This is a genomic window from Brucella pituitosa, from assembly GCF_003049685.1.
GTDB classification, from domain to species: Bacteria; Pseudomonadota; Alphaproteobacteria; order Rhizobiales; family Rhizobiaceae; genus Brucella; species Brucella pituitosa.
In genome coordinates, this window is record NZ_PYSY02000001.1 from 2315597 (window position 1) to 2330199 (window position 14603).

Below are 14603 nucleotides of genomic sequence, written 5' to 3' on the forward strand. Positions count from 1 at the left end.
ACTAGCGGTTTTGGCCCGGCACCCAAAGCACATCCTTCGCGCCGTTATCATTGACGGCGCGGGCGGCGACAAACAGGAAATCGGAGAGGCGATTGATATATTGCAGCGCTTCCTTTGAAACCACTTCGCCTTCGGTCTTTGCAAGCTGTACCATCAGCCGTTCGGCACGGCGCGAAACGGTACGCGCCAAATGCAATGCGGCAGAGGCGGCAGAGCCACCCGGTAAAATGAACGAACGCAAAGGCGGAATAGCCGCATTCAAATAATCAATGTCGGATTCAAGCCGCGTAACCTGCGAGGCAACGATACGCAGCGGCTCGTAGGCGAGTGGCTCACCGTCATCAGGCGTTGAAAGATCGGCACCAAGATCAAACAGATCATTCTGGATGCGCATAAGCATCACATCGATATGCCCATGATCAGCGTCGCTCGTATGAAGCCGAGCAAGACCGATGCAGGCGTTGGTTTCATCGACAGTACCATAGGCTTCCACACGCAGATCAGATTTCAGCCTGCGTGGCCCGGAGGTCAGGCCTGTCGTACCATCGTCGCCTGTGCGTGTATAAATCTTGTTGAGCTTGACCATGGTTACTGGCCGCTGGTCTGGCGTGCGAAATATACGGCTGCAACGATTAGCACAATCGCGACAAACTGCAGGAAGACACGTAACTGCATCATTTTGTTGGAGAAGTTTCCGTCACCGCCGCGCATCATGTTGCGCAGGCCGATAATCAGCACAATTGCCACGGCGAACATGGCCACCATGGCCGCAGCCTTGAACAGAAAGTCCATTTATTTTCTCCCATAATCCGCCATCTCTGTTTTCAAGACTGGTCGGACAGCATTCGATAGAGCCAGCGCGACGGCAGCAGGCGTCGTGCCAGAATACCCAGTTTCGCCGGTCGCGTAACCGCATAATGCGGACGCGGCTTAGGCGCCTCCAATGCATGCACAAGTACCGCGTAAACCGCTTCCGGGCCAAGCTTGTTTTTGGACTTCGTGCCACCATCGTCAAGTTTCGCCATCTGGCGCTGGTAAAGTTCGCGATGCACTGAATGTTCAAGATCAATATTAGCCCGTGCATGCATGGCAGCATTATAGGTGAAGCGCGAGGCAATCGGTCCCGGCTCTATTATCGAAACCTCAATGCCCGACCCCTCCAGCTCCATACGCTGGGCGAGCATCAGACCCTCAAGTGCAAATTTCGATGCCACATAGGCCCCGCGCCATTTCATTGGCACAAGCCCCAATATCGAGGAGCAATGCACGATGCGGCCATGCCCCTGTGCTCGCATCACCGGAACGATGCGGCGTGTCAGATCATGCCAACCAAAGAAATTGGCTTCGAATTGCGCACGCAATGCTTCAACCGGCAAATCCTCAATCGCGCCGGGCTGTGCATAAGCACCATTGTTGAACAGCGCATCCAGCTTGCCGTCGGTTGCACGCAGCACTTCATCGACCAGCGCTTCGATTGATTGCGGTTCTGTGTAATCGAGGTAGAAAGCATCAAGCCCTTTGGCTCTGAGTGCTGCAATATCCTCATCCTTGCGTGCCGTCGCGAACACGCGCCATCCGGCCTTGTGCAAAGCCTCGGCACAATAGGCACCGATCCCGGAAGAGCAGCCGGTGATGATAATGCTGCGCTTTTCGCTCTCTGGAGCCATCAACCTGTTCCTCGCGGTCGCGTTTTCGCAACAGTGCTTGATTCGTGCCCGATTTAAAATCGGCTACTGCATCGGCCCAAAAATCGGAATCGATTTTTGGAAAGCACGATGCGTAGATTCAATAGCATAGAGCGACCTTTTTGTGCGCCCAAGACGGCGCACAGCGCTCTATGCCCTTGCAATGTTGAATCCAATACTAGATTTAAGGGCGCTTGGGTCGTTTGTCGGTTTACCGAAGGGAAAAATCTGCGGATGCGAAAAATCAGACGTTTTATCCGTCAGATCACTTTCGACGTTTATGGGCATTTCAGCACCGACGACGGCTGGGCATTTGCCTCCCACATTGCCCTGTCCGGGCTGATGGCAATGTTCCCGTTTCTGATCTTTGCAACGTCACTCGCCAGCTTCCTCGGCACCAAAGAATTCGCCAATACGGCAGTGCATGTCATTTTCGACATGTGGCCCTCCAATATTGCTGGCCCCATCGCCAATGAAGTGATGAACGTTCTAACCGTTCAGCGCAGCGGGCTTCTGACATTGAGTGTGATCGCCGCCGCCTATTTTGCATCCAATGGCGTTGAAGCGTTGCGCATGTCGCTGAACCGCGCCTATCGCGTGACCGACCAGCGCTCAATCATTTTCTGCCGTCTGCAAAGCTTAGGCTTTGTACTTATTGGCACAATCAGCCTCATGGCAATCAGCTTTCTGCTGGTTCTGGCACCTCTTGCGGTACGCCTTGCCGAGCAATGGTTTCCCGATATCGCGCCCTTCACCGGCACCATTGCTATCTGGCGCTATACGATTGCGGTGATCGTTCTGGTACTTGCTCTCTTTATCGTCCACATCTGGTTGCCTGCCGGGCGGCGGCGTCTGAGCGACATTCTGCCGGGCATCGGCATCACACTGATTGCCTGGCTTGCAGCCGCAACCGCCTTCGCAAAATATCTCGAGACCTTTGCAAGCTACGTCACTACCTATGCGGGCCTCGCCTCGATTATGGTCGCGATTGTCTTTCTCTACATGCTCTCAGCAATCTTCATCATCGGTGCAGAAATCAATGCTGCGATCATGAATTTCCGCAAACGCCACCAGCAGCCCGAACTTAATATAGAGTGACTATTTGCGAAGCGTCGTCAGCGCGACGCCGAGCGTCGTCACCACCATGCCTGCAATCTGGATGGGTCCGAGCGTTTCGCCGAAAATCAGATAGGCCATGATCGCAGCCGTGCCCGGCACCAGATAAAATAGCGACGCCACCTTCGACATGGCACCTTCGCGAATCATAACCAACAGCGCTAGAATGGCTCCGATAGAAATGGCAAGCGTCAGCCAGACCATCGCAAAGATGAGCTCCGGTGACCAGATCATCACACGTGTTTCAAAGGCGAAAGCCCCAATCGCGGTCAATGCCGCCGCCGCAATGTATTGCACGGCAGTGCCAGCCTTAAGATCGCCCGCTGTTCCGAAACGCTTTTGCCAAACCGTACCAGTGCTGATGGCCAGAACAGCCACAAAAGCCGCACACAAGCTTTGCGGATCAACGCCATTACCGGCAGAAAACTTCGGCCAGACCACCATGGCAACACCCAGAAAACCGACCAGAAGACCCAACCATTGTCGCCCGCTGGCGCGCTTCCCCAGAAGAAGAGCTGCAATCAGCGTCGTCAGCATTGGTTGAAGACCCGCAACAAGTCCGGACATGCCTGCGGGCAATCCGTGATGCACAGCCCAGAAAAGCGCTGAAAGATAGATGCCATGAATAAGGCAGCCAGCAATGGCTGCGTGCATCAAAATCTTGCCGCGAGGCCAAACGCTACGGCTTGCCAATGCCCAGAGGATCATGATCACGGCTGCGATGGAAAACCGCACCGCCATGAAACTGAACGGTTCCGCATAGGGCATGGAGAGCCCGGCACCGATAAAGCCGGTAGCCCAGAGCAGGACAAACATGATGGGAAAAAAGCGGGTGGCCATGACAGGGACTTTCTTATTTGCCGCCTGCAATAGTCTTCTTGGCACTATTAGACCATCACATAAATCTGATTGCTGCGATCAATTTGCCAAATGCGTCTCATCCACCTATGAAACGGCATGGACGTTCAAAACGACACAATCCGCATTCTCGTTGATGCCGACGCCTGCCCGGTGAAGGCTGAAATCTATCGTGTTGCCGAGCGCCATGGCTTGCCCGTGGTTCTCGTCGCCAACAGCTATATCGCCATCCCGCGCGACGCAGAACGCGTCGAGCGTATTGTCGTTTCCGACAAGCTTGATGCAGCAGATGACTGGATTGCAGAAAATTCCCGACCGGGCATGGTTGTGATCACTGCAGATATCCCACTTGTAAGCCGGTCGATTGCAATGGGTGCGTCGGTCATAGCCCCCAATGGAAAAGTGCACACGGCAAGCACCATCGGCAATACGCTCGCCACGCGCAACCTGATGGATTCACTGCGTTCGGCAGGCGAAGTCACGCGCGGCCCAGCACCGTTCTCGCCCAAAGACCGCTCAGCCTTCTTATCCGCGCTTGAACTGGCAATCGTCCAGTTGAAACGCTCCGGCTTTAAATCAGGATGATCGCATCGAAGCGGTCGCTATCCCTGCCCCGATCAGCATTGTCCCACCAGCACGGTTGAAGATGCGCAAAGCGCGCTCATTGGCAAAGAAGCGTCGCGCACGCGTGGCGACCAGCGCATAAGCGAAGGCATTGAGAAAAGCCAGCACAAGGAACGTGCTTTCAAAGACCAGCATCTGTGTCACAAAATCGCGATGCGGGCTTAAGAACTGCGGCAGGAAGGCCACGAAAAACGTGATGCTTTTTGGATTAAGTGCTGTCACCAGCCACGCATGAAGCAGCATTCTGACTGGGTTCACCTGATCATGTCGCGCCTTAGCATTCATCGTGCCACCGGCCCGAAACAGCTTTATACCGAGCCAGATAAGATAGGCAGCGCCGATCCATTTGACGGCGGTAAAAATCGTGGCCGATGCCGCAAGCAATGCCCCTACCCCCAGCATCGACAGCGTCATGGCTGTGAAATCGCCAAGCGCCACACCGATAGCCATGGGAAGTGCAGCTTTCCAGCCCTGCCCAAGTGCGTAGGACACCACCAGCAAAACCGTCGGCCCCGGTATGATAAGAAGCACGATAGATGCAGCAGAAAATGCCAGCCAGACTTCAACGCTCATGGGTAACTTCCTCTCTCAAGAAAGAGGAAGCCACTGAATACGATACTTGTCTAGAGCATAATTCCTTAAACTTGAATCAGTTTAAGGTGAAATTATGCTCTGACTTTAAAGGGTTAGAGCGACCTTTGGGCGTCCAACAGGACGCCCGGCGCTCTAGCTAAAGTTTTTGCGCGGCCTCGATCAGCCTGATTGCGTCGGGGCTATCCCACGGGGCAGGACCATTCATCGAGGCAATCTGACAACCTTCCTTATCAACCAGCAATGTCACCGGAAGACCAAATGCCAGATTCTTGCGCTTCAATTCATTGAAGCTCGACATGGTCGCATCACGGTTGAGGCTCAGGCTCTTGACGCCGATTTCTTCAAGAAATTTTTTTGGCTTCTCGTCAGAACCCGTATCGATATTGATGGCAACGACATCAAAATCACTGCCACCCTTTTTCGCCTGAAGATTGTCAAGTTCCGGCATTTCCTCACGGCAAGGCGCACACCACGTCGCCCAAAGGTTCACGAGGAGCGTCTTGCCCCTATAATCGCCAAGCGTCGTCTTCTTGCCGTCAGGACCGGTGAAAGCAATATGCGCGACCGAAATTGGCTTTTCCGCCGCGCGCATGGCGGCTACGGTGCCAGTTGCAGCGGCATCAAGGCTCTTCAGGGAATCTGCTTTCAACGCACATTGTGCGGAAGCTTCGTCACTTTGGGCAGAAACAGTGCTCGCTGCTGAAACATTGCGACCAGGTGCATTGCCAGAAGGCAGTTCCATCACGTATACCGCCCCGATACCGGCTATGACACCGGCAAGCGCTGCAAGAAGGACGATCTTCCGATTGCCTGACTTTGCCTTATCGTTGTCTTCTGCCATCTCGCGTCACTTTTCCTTAAGTCATGTATCCGAGGCATACGAGCATGAGCGAACAAAAATCAAGCAATCAGATGTGGGGCGGCCGTTTTGCCTCAGGGCCCGATGCGATCATGGAAGAGATCAATGCATCGATTGGTTTCGACCGCAAGCTCTATGCGCAGGATATTCAGGGCTCGCTCGCCCATGCTGCCATGCTTGCAAAGACTGGCATCATTACGTCAGAAGACCATAAAAAGATTGAAGAAGGCCTGAAAGCCATCCTCAAGGAAATTGAGGACGGAAAATTCACCTTCTCGCGCAAGCTCGAAGACATTCATATGAATATCGAAGCACGCCTTGCCGATCTTATTGGTGCCTCTGCCGGGCGCCTGCACACGGCCCGCTCGCGCAATGATCAGGTGGCGGTTGATTTCCGCCTCTGGGTCAAGCAGGAAATGCAGAAGACTGCTGTAGCGCTGAAAGGCCTGATTGAAGCCTTCCTTGAACGTGCAGAAGAACATGCTGCAACCGTCATGCCGGGCTTCACGCATCTTCAGACTGCACAACCCGTCACCTTCGGCCACCATTGCATGGCCTATGTGGAAATGTTCGGCCGCGACCTTTCCCGTGTACGCGACGCGATTGAACGCATGGACGAATCACCACTGGGTGCGGCGGCTCTTGCAGGCACCGGCTTCCCGATTGATCGCCACATGACGGCGAAAGAGCTCGGTTTCCGTGAGCCAACCCGCAACTCGCTCGACAGCGTTTCCGACCGTGACTATGCGCTCGAATTCCTGTCGCTCGCAGCCATCTGCGCTGGTCACCTGTCGCGTCTTGCAGAAGAAATCGTCATCTGGTCAACGCCGCAGTTCAATTTCGTACGCCTGTCCGACGCTTTCTCGACCGGCTCGTCGATCATGCCGCAAAAGAAGAACCCGGATGCTGCCGAACTGGTCCGCGCCAAGACTGGCCGCATCAACGGTTCGCTCGTTGCCCTTCTCACCATCATGAAGGGTCTGCCGCTCGCTTATTCCAAGGATATGCAGGAAGATAAGGAACAGGTTTTCGACGCTGCCGAAAATCTGGAGCTCGCAATCGCTGCGATGAGCGGCATGGTGCGCGACCTGACCATTAATGTCGCATCCATGAAAAAAGCCGCAGGTTCCGGCTATTCAACTGCAACCGACCTGGCCGATTGGCTGGTGCGGGAACTCGGTCTTCCATTCCGCGACGCTCACCACGTGACGGGCCGCGCTGTGGCTCTGGCCGAAAGCAAAAAGGTCGATCTCTCCAGGCTCTCGCTTGAAGATCTGCAAACGATCAATCCGGGCATCACCGATGCAATCTTCGGCTATCTGACGGTTGAGAAGTCGGTCAAGAGCCGCCAGTCCTTCGGCGGAACCGCGCCACAGGAAGTGCGCCGCCAGATCCGTTACTGGAAAAAGCGCATTACAAAAGCTTGAGCAGAGCATCTTAGTGAAATCACTCTTGAAGGAGTGATTTCACTTTCAGATATTTTGGGTTAGACCTGACCCATAGGACAATTTCCGGGAACCAAAGCTGATGACAGGCCGCTCCGCCATTTCTTCCGTGCTTCTGATCGCAGCCCTTGCTGCCACTCTTGCCGCTTGCGGACGAAAAGGCCCGCTTGAACCGCCGCCTGCGCAGATGATCACCAATGAGCAGGGCCGCACAGTCGAGAAACCGAAGGAAGACAAGCCCTTCATCCTCGACAAGATTCTGTAATAGCCTATCAAGCAGGGACTGTTTCCCGTGAATCATTTTGAATATCGCGACGGCATTCTTCATGCCGAAAATGTGAGCCTGCCCGATATCGCAAACGAGGTTGGCACACCTTTCTACGTCTATTCCCGCGCCACCATCGAGCGCCATTTCCGCGTCTTCAGCGAAGCTTTTGCGGAGATGGAAACGCTGGTCACTTATGCGTTGAAGGCAAACTCCAATCTGGCCGTACTCAAGACACTTGCCAAGCTTGGCGCCGGTGCCGACACGGTTTCGGAAGGCGAGATTCGTCGTGCACTGGCCGCAGGCATTCCCGCAAACAAGATCGTGTTTTCCGGCGTTGGCAAAACCCCGCATGAAATGGATTTTGCGCTCGAAGCGGGCATCTATTGCTTCAATGTCGAGTCTGAACCGGAGCTGGAAATCCTTTCCGCCCGTGCGGTCAAAGCTGGCAAGGTTGCCTCCGTATCCTTGCGCATCAATCCGGATGTCGATGCCAAGACACACGCAAAAATCTCGACCGGCAAGTCCGAAAACAAGTTTGGCATCCCACGCGTAAAAGCCCGCCAGGCCTACGCGCGTGCAGCGAGCCTGCCCGGTATCGATGTCGTCGGCATCGATATGCATATCGGCAGCCAGATCATTGATCTGGAGCCTTTCGACAATGCTTTTGCGCTGATGGCTCAGATCGTGAAGGAATTGCAGGCCGATGGTCACAATATCCGCCATGTCGATGTCGGCGGCGGTTTGGGCATCCCTTATCGCACCGATAACAACCCGCCTCCGCTGCCGGTTGCTTATGCGGAAATCGTCGCAAAGCATATCAAGCCGCTTGGCCTCAAAACCGTATTTGAGCCGGGCCGTCTGATCGTTGGCAATGCCGGTCTTCTGGTGACGGAAGTGATTTTCGTGAAGGAAGGCGATGCCAAGAACTTCGTCATCGTCGATGCGGCGATGAACGATCTCATTCGCCCAACCCTTTACGAAGCTTTCCACGACATCAAGCCGGTCAAGGAAACGAAAGATAGTGCGCCTCGCATCCGCGCCGATTTTGTCGGTCCGGTCTGCGAAACCGGCGACTATCTCGGCCTTGACCGTGAAGTGGCAAAACCTGCTCCGGGTGATCTGATTGCTGTCTGCACGACAGGCGCTTATGGCGCGGTTCTGTCGAGCACCTACAACAGCCGTCTTCTGATTCCGGAAGTGCTGGTCGATGGCGATCGCTATCATGTCATTCGTCCACGCCGGACCTATGAAGAGCTGCTTGCGCTCGATTCCGTGCCTGACTGGTTATAAATTCCGGTCAAAGCCTCGTCTTTGCCATGATGCGTGTTATCCTATGCTGCAAATCGCAACTGGAACACGCATCAGAAAGTCCAGATGACACAGCAGAAAAAAGACAGCAAAGACTTGCCGATCCGCAAGCGCGATGCGTTTTTCCGCCTGTTTTCCGGCGAAGGTGCTGCGTTGCGGCGCCTTCATCTGCAAAGTTTTCTGACGATCAGCTTCGAGAGGCTCTGGCCTCTCGTGCTTCCACTGATTCTGCTGATTGCCCTTTTTGCAAGCGTGAGCTGGTTTGGGCTTTTTACGCTGATGCCGCGCTTAATGCATATCGGCGTGCTCGGGCTGTTTGCTCTTGCTGGTCTTGTTGCACTTTATCTGCCCTTCCGTTTTCGCCTCCCCAATGAAGACGACGTCACAGCTCGTATTGAGGACGTGAATGGTCTGATCCACGAGCCGCTGGCCGTGCAGAGCGGACAAATGGCAACCGGCACCAACGATCCGTTTGCCGTCGCTCTCTGGCAGGAACACAAGCGCCGCATGGCTAAGCGCTTGAAAAACCTGCAATCGGGCCTGCCGCGTCCGCACATTCCTGAACGTGATCCATTTGCGCTCCGCGCGATTGTTGCTCTGCTGTTTGTGACCGCTTCTACTTACAGCCTCAGCCCCAATAGCGGGCGTATTGCCGATGCGTTTCATATCCGCGCAGGTAGCCCTACGGCCGTTGCACGCGTCGATGCCTGGGTAACGCCACCGCGCTATACAGGTCGTGCGCCGGTGTTTCTGAGCACAACGCTTGATGAAGCGAATGTCGGAAAACCGATCACTGTTCCGCAAGGCAGCATCGTCAATATCCGGGTTATTGGCGGCAGTTCTGAACGACTGACCACAACGGATTCGACCGGCCATCGCAGCGAGATACAACCCGTCACGCCTCAGAGTAACCCTGAAGAGGGCGAGGCGGTCGCGACAGAGCAGCAGGCACTTGTCGATGGCAGCCGCAACTTCCGTTATGATCTGCAACAGGACCAGACACTGAGCCTATCCGGCACCGATGCGCGCTGGACCTTTGCCGTTACGCCGGACAATGCGCCGACCATTCGGTTCACCAAAGAACCGGGCCATGCGCTGAATGGCACATTGCAGCTTTCCTATGAAATCACCGACGATTATGGCCCGGCCAAAGCCTATGGTGAAATCATTCCTCTCGATATGGATCACGAGGACGAGGAAGTCGCTCCACTGTACGATGCGCCGGAGCTGCCACTTGCGTTACCGCGTCGCGGAACCAAGGAAGCGACCACCGCCAAAGACCTGACCGAACATCCATGGGCTGGTCAGGAAGTGGCGCTTACGCTCGTCGTAACCGATGCAAACGGCAAGACCGGTCGTAGTGAAACCAAGATCATGAAGCTGCCGGAGCGCCCGTTCTCCAATCCGCTTGCAAAAGCTGTTGCGGAGCAGCGCCGCATACTCGCACTTGATGCAACCCAACGCGATCATGTGCGCGACATGCTTTCAGCACTGATGATCCGCCCGGACGAAACCATCAAAAACACGGCCCATTATCTGGGTCTCGTGACGATCCGCACGCGGCTTCGTCTGGCCACCGGCGACGATGCGCTGCGTGATACCGCAGATTATATGTGGCAGGTGGCACTGGGCATTGAAGACGGTAATCTGTCGGCAGCCGAAAAACGTCTGCGCCAGGCACAGGAAGCGCTGCGCAATGCATTGCAGAATGGCGCTTCGCAAGAAGAAATTGCGAAACTTTCCGCAGAACTGCGCAAGGCGATGCAGGATTTCCTGCGTGAATTTGCCCAGCGTCAGCAGCAAAATCCGAATGCCCGAAATCAGCCGATGGACCCGAATGCGCGCGTACTGACCGAAAAGGATTTGCAGCGCATGATGGATCAGATCGAAAATCTGGCACGTCAGGGATCGCGCGATCAGGCGGAACAGCTCCTGTCGCAATTGCAGGATATGATGAATAATCTGCAACAGGGCCAGCCGGGGCAACCGGGTCAGCAAGGCCAGGGTCAGGGCCAGGCCAATCAGATGCAGCAGCAGATGAACAAACTCGGCGATCTGATGCGCCGTCAGCAGCAGATGATGAATGAGACCTTCCAACTCGATCAGCAGATGCAGCAGCAGCAATATGGCAGCGGCGAAGGCGAATTTGGAGATGACCAGCTTCCCGGCGACAGCGGCCCTATGGGACAGGGCGAATCGCAACCAGGGCAAGGCCCAGGCCAAGGCCAGCAGCCCGGAAATACGCCTTCAGATCTGGCGGAGGCTATGCGCAAGCTTCAACAACAGCAGCAACAACTCCAGCAGGAATTGCAGAAGTTCAATGAAGACCTCAAGGGCTTGGGCATAGACCCCAATCAGGATTTTTCCGATGCAGGAAAATCGATGGGCAATGCCGCCGATGCGCTTGGCCGCAGCGAAGGCTCGGAAGCGAGCGACCAGCAGGGCAGCGCGCTCGATGCTCTCCGCCGGGGTGGCCGTGACATGATGCAAAAAATGCAGCAAGCCATGGGTCAGCAAGGTCAGGGCCAGAGCGGGCAGAATGGCCAGAGCGGCCGCGATCCGCTTGGTCGCCAGCAGGGCAATGGCCCGTCAGATGGAGATGACGTGAAGATTCCGGGTGAGATTGATATTCAGCGCGCCCGTGAAATTCTTGATGAAATCCGCCGCAAACTTGGCAACGCTTTAACGCCACAGATGGAGAAGGAATATCTCCAGCGACTGTTACAGTTCGACTAAAGCGCATCCCGAAAAGTGTGAAACGGTTTTCGGACAAAGATGCGCGTTAAAACAAATATTAGAGCGCCGATCTGATCCAATCAGATCGAAACGCGCTCTAAAGCATTTGAGCCAAAGGTGCGAAGCGGCTTTGCGTTGGATAATGCGTAAAAATGCGCCGAAATCTGGTGGTTAGTCCTGAACGTGGCCTACATAAGGCAACTGCCGGAACGAATGGGCTACATCCATGCCGTAGCCGACGACAAAGTAGTCGGGGCATTCAAAGGCAACGAAATCCGCATTGAGATCAACCTTGCGACGCACGCTCTTGTCGAGCAATACGGCAATGCTGACGCTGCGCGCACCGCGTTCGAGCATCAGTTCGCGTACGAATTTAAGCGTCTTGCCGGATTCGAGAATATCGTCGATCAGAAGCACGTCACGATCACGCACATCACTGTCGATATCGCGCAACAGGCGCACTTCGGTGCTGGTCGTGCCCTTGCCATAGCTTGAAACGGTGATGAATTCGACATCCGGTTCAACTCCGGCATCGTGCATCGCACGAATGAGATCGGCTGCGAAAATGAACGAGCCTTTAAGGATCGAAATCGTCAGCAGATTATGAAACTTATGTCCGGCGATATCCTTCGCAAGCTCGAGATTGCGCGCAGCAATTTCTTCCGAACTAAACAGCACATCGATTGTTTTGCCGCCGACTTCAGGCATCTGCCGCTTCTCCTGCTAAATAAGCCTAACATAGCTTTGAAAGGCACGCTCTATATCATGCTTTCAGAGAAATGCACCATTTTGGATTGCAGCCTTCCAGAACAATCAAACGAAGCATAAGCATTTGCCATTTCATTGATTTGTTATAGCGTGGCCATCATGCATCCAGACATTATCGAACTGCGCTCCTTTTACGACACAACGCTTGGCCATCTGACCGAGCGCTCCATCCGCATGGCGCTGGCCGCACTTTGGGGACGTGTGCCGGGTGAGCGGCTTGTCGGCCTTGGTTATAGCCTGCCCTATCTGGATCGGTTCAGCGCTGATACGGAACGCAGCTTCGCTTTCATGCCTGCCGGGCAAGGTGCGATCGCCTGGCCCTCGCCGGAAAAATCGGCAACTGCTTTGGTTTTCGATGAAGAACTGCCTTTGCCCGATTCGTCCATCGACCGGATTCTGATGGTCCATGCTCTGGAATATGCGGAAAACGCTGCCGAAACGCTTAAAGAGATGTGGCGGGTGCTTGCCCCCAATGGCAGGCTGGTGATTGTCGTGCCAAACCGGCGTGGCGTCTGGGCGCGTCTCGACCGGACACCGTTTGGCAGCGGCCGCCCCTATAGCAGCACACAGCTGACGGCCTTGCTACGCGAAGCCAACTTCACTGTGAACACCATCAGCAATGCGTTGCATTTCCCACCTGTGAAGCGTCGCTGGATGATGCGACCCTGTATGGCGGTTGAGGGGTTGGGGCGGAAGCTCTGGCCGCTTTTTTCAGGCGTTCTGGTGGTGGAGGCTCAAAAGCGGCTCTATCAGGGGCTGCCTGTCGCTCAACGTTCATCCCGGCGTGTCTTTGTGCCTGTTCTTGCGCCTCATGGTTCTCCGGTCAGTGGTTTGAGAAAAGCCGCACCAAAAGAACCCAAAACATGACGCTGCAACCTTTAGGCTCAGGACCCATTAATTTGACGGAAATGGTGTGAGACCATCCGTTTGGATACGAGGAGAAAAGGCGACGGAAATATGCTTTATTTTCAAGCCATTTCGACAAAGTAGCCGGACGGATGGACCACATCCTCCGGACACTGAAATGACTTGGCGATCTGCCGCGTCAAGCCGCTCAGACGGGGGACCACCCCGTACTTCGCGTCTTTCCTTGCAGCTCTTGTCATTTCATGTGCCATTTCCATTAAATTAATGGGTCCTGAGCCTAACAGTAAGGTTTTTCTCGACTTGAACGCGGCGGCGGTTTATGCCCGCTGCGTAACCTTAAACACAGTCCTTTTGGCGGAGCCAAAATCATGACCAATATGCAGAACCTCTCCCGTCCCCAGCCCAAGGCAGGCCTGCTCGATATCGCAGCCTATGTACCCGGCAAGGAACATGTTGAAGGCGTCGCAAAGGTCTATAAGCTCTCCTCCAACGAGACCCCGATCGGCCCCAGCCCACATGCGGTCGAGGCCTATCGACACTGGGCCGATCATCTCGCGACATATCCCGACGGTCAGGCCATAGCGCTGCGTGAAGCAATTGCTGAATCTCAGGGTCTCAACATCGGCAACATTATCTGCGGCAACGGTTCCGACGAATTGCTCGGCCTCATCTGCCAGACATATCTGGCACCGGGCGATGAAGCGCTCATCACCGAACACGGCTTTGCGGTTTACAAGATCCAGACGCTTGGCGCAGGTGCAACACCTGTAACCGTCAAGGAAAAAGACGAGCGTATCGATGTTGATGCTATCCTTGCTGGCGTCACCCCGCGCACCAAGATCGTTTTCATCGCCAATCCTGCCAACCCGACCGGCACTTATCTGCCGTTTGAAGAAGTGCGTCGCCTCCATGCAGGTCTGCCAAAGCACGTCCTGCTGGTGCTCGATGCTGCTTATGCCGAATATGTGCGCCGCAACGATTATGAATCCGGTCTTGAACTGGTGTCATCGAACGAAAACGTCGTTATGACCCGTACCTTCTCGAAGATTCACGGCCTGCCGGGTCTGCGCATCGGCTGGATGTATGCACCATTGCACGTTATCGATGCGGTTAACCGCATCCGCGGCCCATTCAACATGAACTCGGCGGCAATTGCTGCTGGTGCTGCCGCCATCCGCGACCGCGCCCATGTCGTGAAGTCGGTCGAATATAACGAGAAGTGGCTGTCGTGGCTGACCGATGAATTCACCAGGCTTGGGCTTCGTGTCACGCCATCGGTGACAAACTTTTTGCTCATGCACTTCCCCGACGATGCCGCACATTCGGCAGACAAGGCGGATGAGTGGCTTTCAAAGCGCGGCTATATCCTGCGCCGTGTTGGCGGCTACGGCTTCCCCAATGCGCTGCGCATGACGGTGGGCACAGAAGAAGCCAATCGTGGCGTTGTGGCCGCTCTTGCCGAGTTTTTGAAGTAA

15 protein-coding genes are annotated in these 14603 nt (G+C 55.0%); 8 read left to right on the forward strand and 7 right to left on the reverse strand.

Translation table 11 applies throughout. From position 1 onward, the window contains the following. Position 1: 1 nt before the first annotated feature. The 3 genes from C9380_RS11390 to C9380_RS11400 are packed head-to-tail and all read right to left on the reverse strand — an operon-like array spanning position 2 to position 1667. Entirely contained in the window at positions 2-586 is a 585-nt protein-coding gene (locus tag C9380_RS11390) for a cob(I)yrinic acid a,c-diamide adenosyltransferase (RefSeq protein ID WP_100558497.1), read from the reverse strand. Positions 587-588: 2 nt separating this feature from the next. After that, positions 589-792, reverse strand: a complete 204-nt coding sequence (locus C9380_RS11395) for a twin transmembrane helix small protein (RefSeq protein ID WP_024898593.1) — start codon at positions 790-792, stop codon at positions 589-591. A gap of 32 nt (positions 793-824) precedes the next feature. Further along, the gene (locus C9380_RS11400; RefSeq protein WP_100558496.1) at positions 825-1667 is read right to left on the reverse strand and encodes an SDR family oxidoreductase; all 843 of its coding nucleotides are present in this window, start codon (positions 1665-1667) and stop codon (positions 825-827) included. Positions 1668-1919: 252 nt separating this feature from the next. Here C9380_RS11400 and C9380_RS11405 point away from each other — a divergent pair, with 252 nt between their 5' ends. After that, a complete protein-coding gene (locus C9380_RS11405; RefSeq protein WP_024898591.1) occupies positions 1920-2783 on the forward strand; it encodes a YihY/virulence factor BrkB family protein in 864 nt (287 codons plus the stop codon). Here the strand turns inward: C9380_RS11405 and C9380_RS11410 are convergent, their stop codons facing one another. Continuing rightward, positions 2784-3641: a DMT family transporter gene (locus C9380_RS11410; RefSeq protein ID WP_128093559.1), complete on the reverse strand. Its 858-nt coding sequence runs from the start codon at positions 3639-3641 to the stop codon at positions 2784-2786. It abuts the gene before it with no gap. 117 nt (positions 3642-3758) lie between these two features. On the opposite strand from C9380_RS11410, the gene C9380_RS11415 reads away from it, so the two are divergent. Beyond that, positions 3759-4244, forward strand: a complete 486-nt coding sequence (locus C9380_RS11415) for a YaiI/YqxD family protein (protein ID WP_105705646.1) — start codon at positions 3759-3761, stop codon at positions 4242-4244. Here the strand turns inward: C9380_RS11415 and C9380_RS11420 are convergent. Beyond that, a complete protein-coding gene (locus tag C9380_RS11420; RefSeq protein WP_128093560.1) occupies positions 4236-4856 on the reverse strand; it encodes a LysE family translocator in 621 nt (206 codons plus the stop codon). The genes C9380_RS11415 and C9380_RS11420 overlap by 9 nt on opposite strands. Positions 4857-5013: 157 nt before the next feature. Continuing rightward, positions 5014-5718 (reverse strand): thiol:disulfide interchange protein TlpA, encoded by a 705-nt coding sequence (gene tlpA, locus C9380_RS11425; protein WP_100558493.1) that lies wholly within the window; start codon positions 5716-5718, stop codon positions 5014-5016. Positions 5719-5762: 44 nt separating this feature from the next. On the opposite strand from tlpA, the gene argH reads away from it, so the two are divergent. The 4 genes from argH to C9380_RS11445 all read left to right on the forward strand — a co-directional run bounded on the left by argH (position 5763) and on the right by C9380_RS11445 (position 11493). Further along, on the forward strand, positions 5763-7163 hold the full coding sequence (argH, locus tag C9380_RS11430) for an argininosuccinate lyase (protein WP_100558492.1): 1401 nt from the start codon (positions 5763-5765) through the stop codon (positions 7161-7163). A 100-nt stretch (positions 7164-7263) separates the two neighbouring features. Continuing rightward, positions 7264-7446 (forward strand): LPS translocon maturation chaperone LptM, encoded by a 183-nt coding sequence (gene lptM, locus C9380_RS11435; protein ID WP_024898585.1) that lies wholly within the window; start codon positions 7264-7266, stop codon positions 7444-7446. Positions 7447-7473: 27 nt separating this feature from the next. Further along, a complete protein-coding gene (gene lysA / locus C9380_RS11440; protein WP_128093561.1) occupies positions 7474-8739 on the forward strand; it encodes a diaminopimelate decarboxylase in 1266 nt (421 codons plus the stop codon). An 84-nt stretch (positions 8740-8823) separates the two neighbouring features. Further along, a complete protein-coding gene (locus C9380_RS11445; protein ID WP_128093562.1) occupies positions 8824-11493 on the forward strand; it encodes a TIGR02302 family protein in 2670 nt (889 codons plus the stop codon). A gap of 171 nt (positions 11494-11664) precedes the next feature. Here the strand turns inward: C9380_RS11445 and hpt are convergent, their stop codons facing one another. Continuing rightward, positions 11665-12201 carry a hypoxanthine phosphoribosyltransferase gene (hpt, locus tag C9380_RS11450; protein WP_100558490.1) on the reverse strand — a complete coding sequence of 179 codons (537 nt, stop codon included), beginning with the start codon at positions 12199-12201 and terminating at the stop codon, positions 11665-11667. Positions 12202-12360: 159 nt separating this feature from the next. On the opposite strand from hpt, the gene C9380_RS11455 reads away from it, so the two are divergent. Both C9380_RS11455 and hisC read left to right on the forward strand, forming a co-directional pair. Continuing rightward, positions 12361-13128, forward strand: a complete 768-nt coding sequence (locus C9380_RS11455) for a class I SAM-dependent methyltransferase (RefSeq protein ID WP_036567565.1) — start codon at positions 12361-12363, stop codon at positions 13126-13128. A gap of 368 nt (positions 13129-13496) precedes the next feature. Next, the gene (gene hisC, locus C9380_RS11460) at positions 13497-14603 is read left to right on the forward strand and encodes a histidinol-phosphate transaminase (protein ID WP_024898581.1); all 1107 of its coding nucleotides are present in this window, start codon (positions 13497-13499) and stop codon (positions 14601-14603) included.

Bases quoted from the DNA above. Each gene is read 5' to 3' on its own strand.
- C9380_RS11390 (WP_100558497.1), bottom strand. From the start codon at position 586: ATGGTCAAGCTCAACAAGATTTATACACGCACAGGCGACGATGGTACG.
- C9380_RS11395 (WP_024898593.1), bottom strand. From the start codon at position 792: ATGGACTTTCTGTTCAAGGCTGCGGCCATGGTGGCCATGTTCGCCGTG.
- C9380_RS11400 (WP_100558496.1), bottom strand. From the start codon at position 1,667: ATGGCTCCAGAGAGCGAAAAGCGCAGCATTATCATCACCGGCTGCTCT.
- C9380_RS11405 (WP_024898591.1), top strand. From the start codon at position 1,920: ATGCGAAAAATCAGACGTTTTATCCGTCAGATCACTTTCGACGTTTAT.
- C9380_RS11410 (WP_128093559.1), bottom strand. From the start codon at position 3,641: ATGGCCACCCGCTTTTTTCCCATCATGTTTGTCCTGCTCTGGGCTACC.
- C9380_RS11415 (WP_105705646.1), top strand. From the start codon at position 3,759: ATGGACGTTCAAAACGACACAATCCGCATTCTCGTTGATGCCGACGCC.
- C9380_RS11420 (WP_128093560.1), bottom strand. From the start codon at position 4,856: ATGAGCGTTGAAGTCTGGCTGGCATTTTCTGCTGCATCTATCGTGCTT.
- tlpA (WP_100558493.1), bottom strand. From the start codon at position 5,718: ATGGCAGAAGACAACGATAAGGCAAAGTCAGGCAATCGGAAGATCGTC.
- argH (WP_100558492.1), top strand. From the start codon at position 5,763: ATGAGCGAACAAAAATCAAGCAATCAGATGTGGGGCGGCCGTTTTGCC.
- lptM (WP_024898585.1), top strand. From the start codon at position 7,264: ATGACAGGCCGCTCCGCCATTTCTTCCGTGCTTCTGATCGCAGCCCTT.
- C9380_RS11445 (WP_128093562.1), top strand. From the start codon at position 8,824: ATGACACAGCAGAAAAAAGACAGCAAAGACTTGCCGATCCGCAAGCGC.
- hpt (WP_100558490.1), bottom strand. From the start codon at position 12,201: ATGCCTGAAGTCGGCGGCAAAACAATCGATGTGCTGTTTAGTTCGGAA.
- C9380_RS11455 (WP_036567565.1), top strand. From the start codon at position 12,361: ATGCATCCAGACATTATCGAACTGCGCTCCTTTTACGACACAACGCTT.
- hisC (WP_024898581.1), top strand. From the start codon at position 13,497: ATGACCAATATGCAGAACCTCTCCCGTCCCCAGCCCAAGGCAGGCCTG.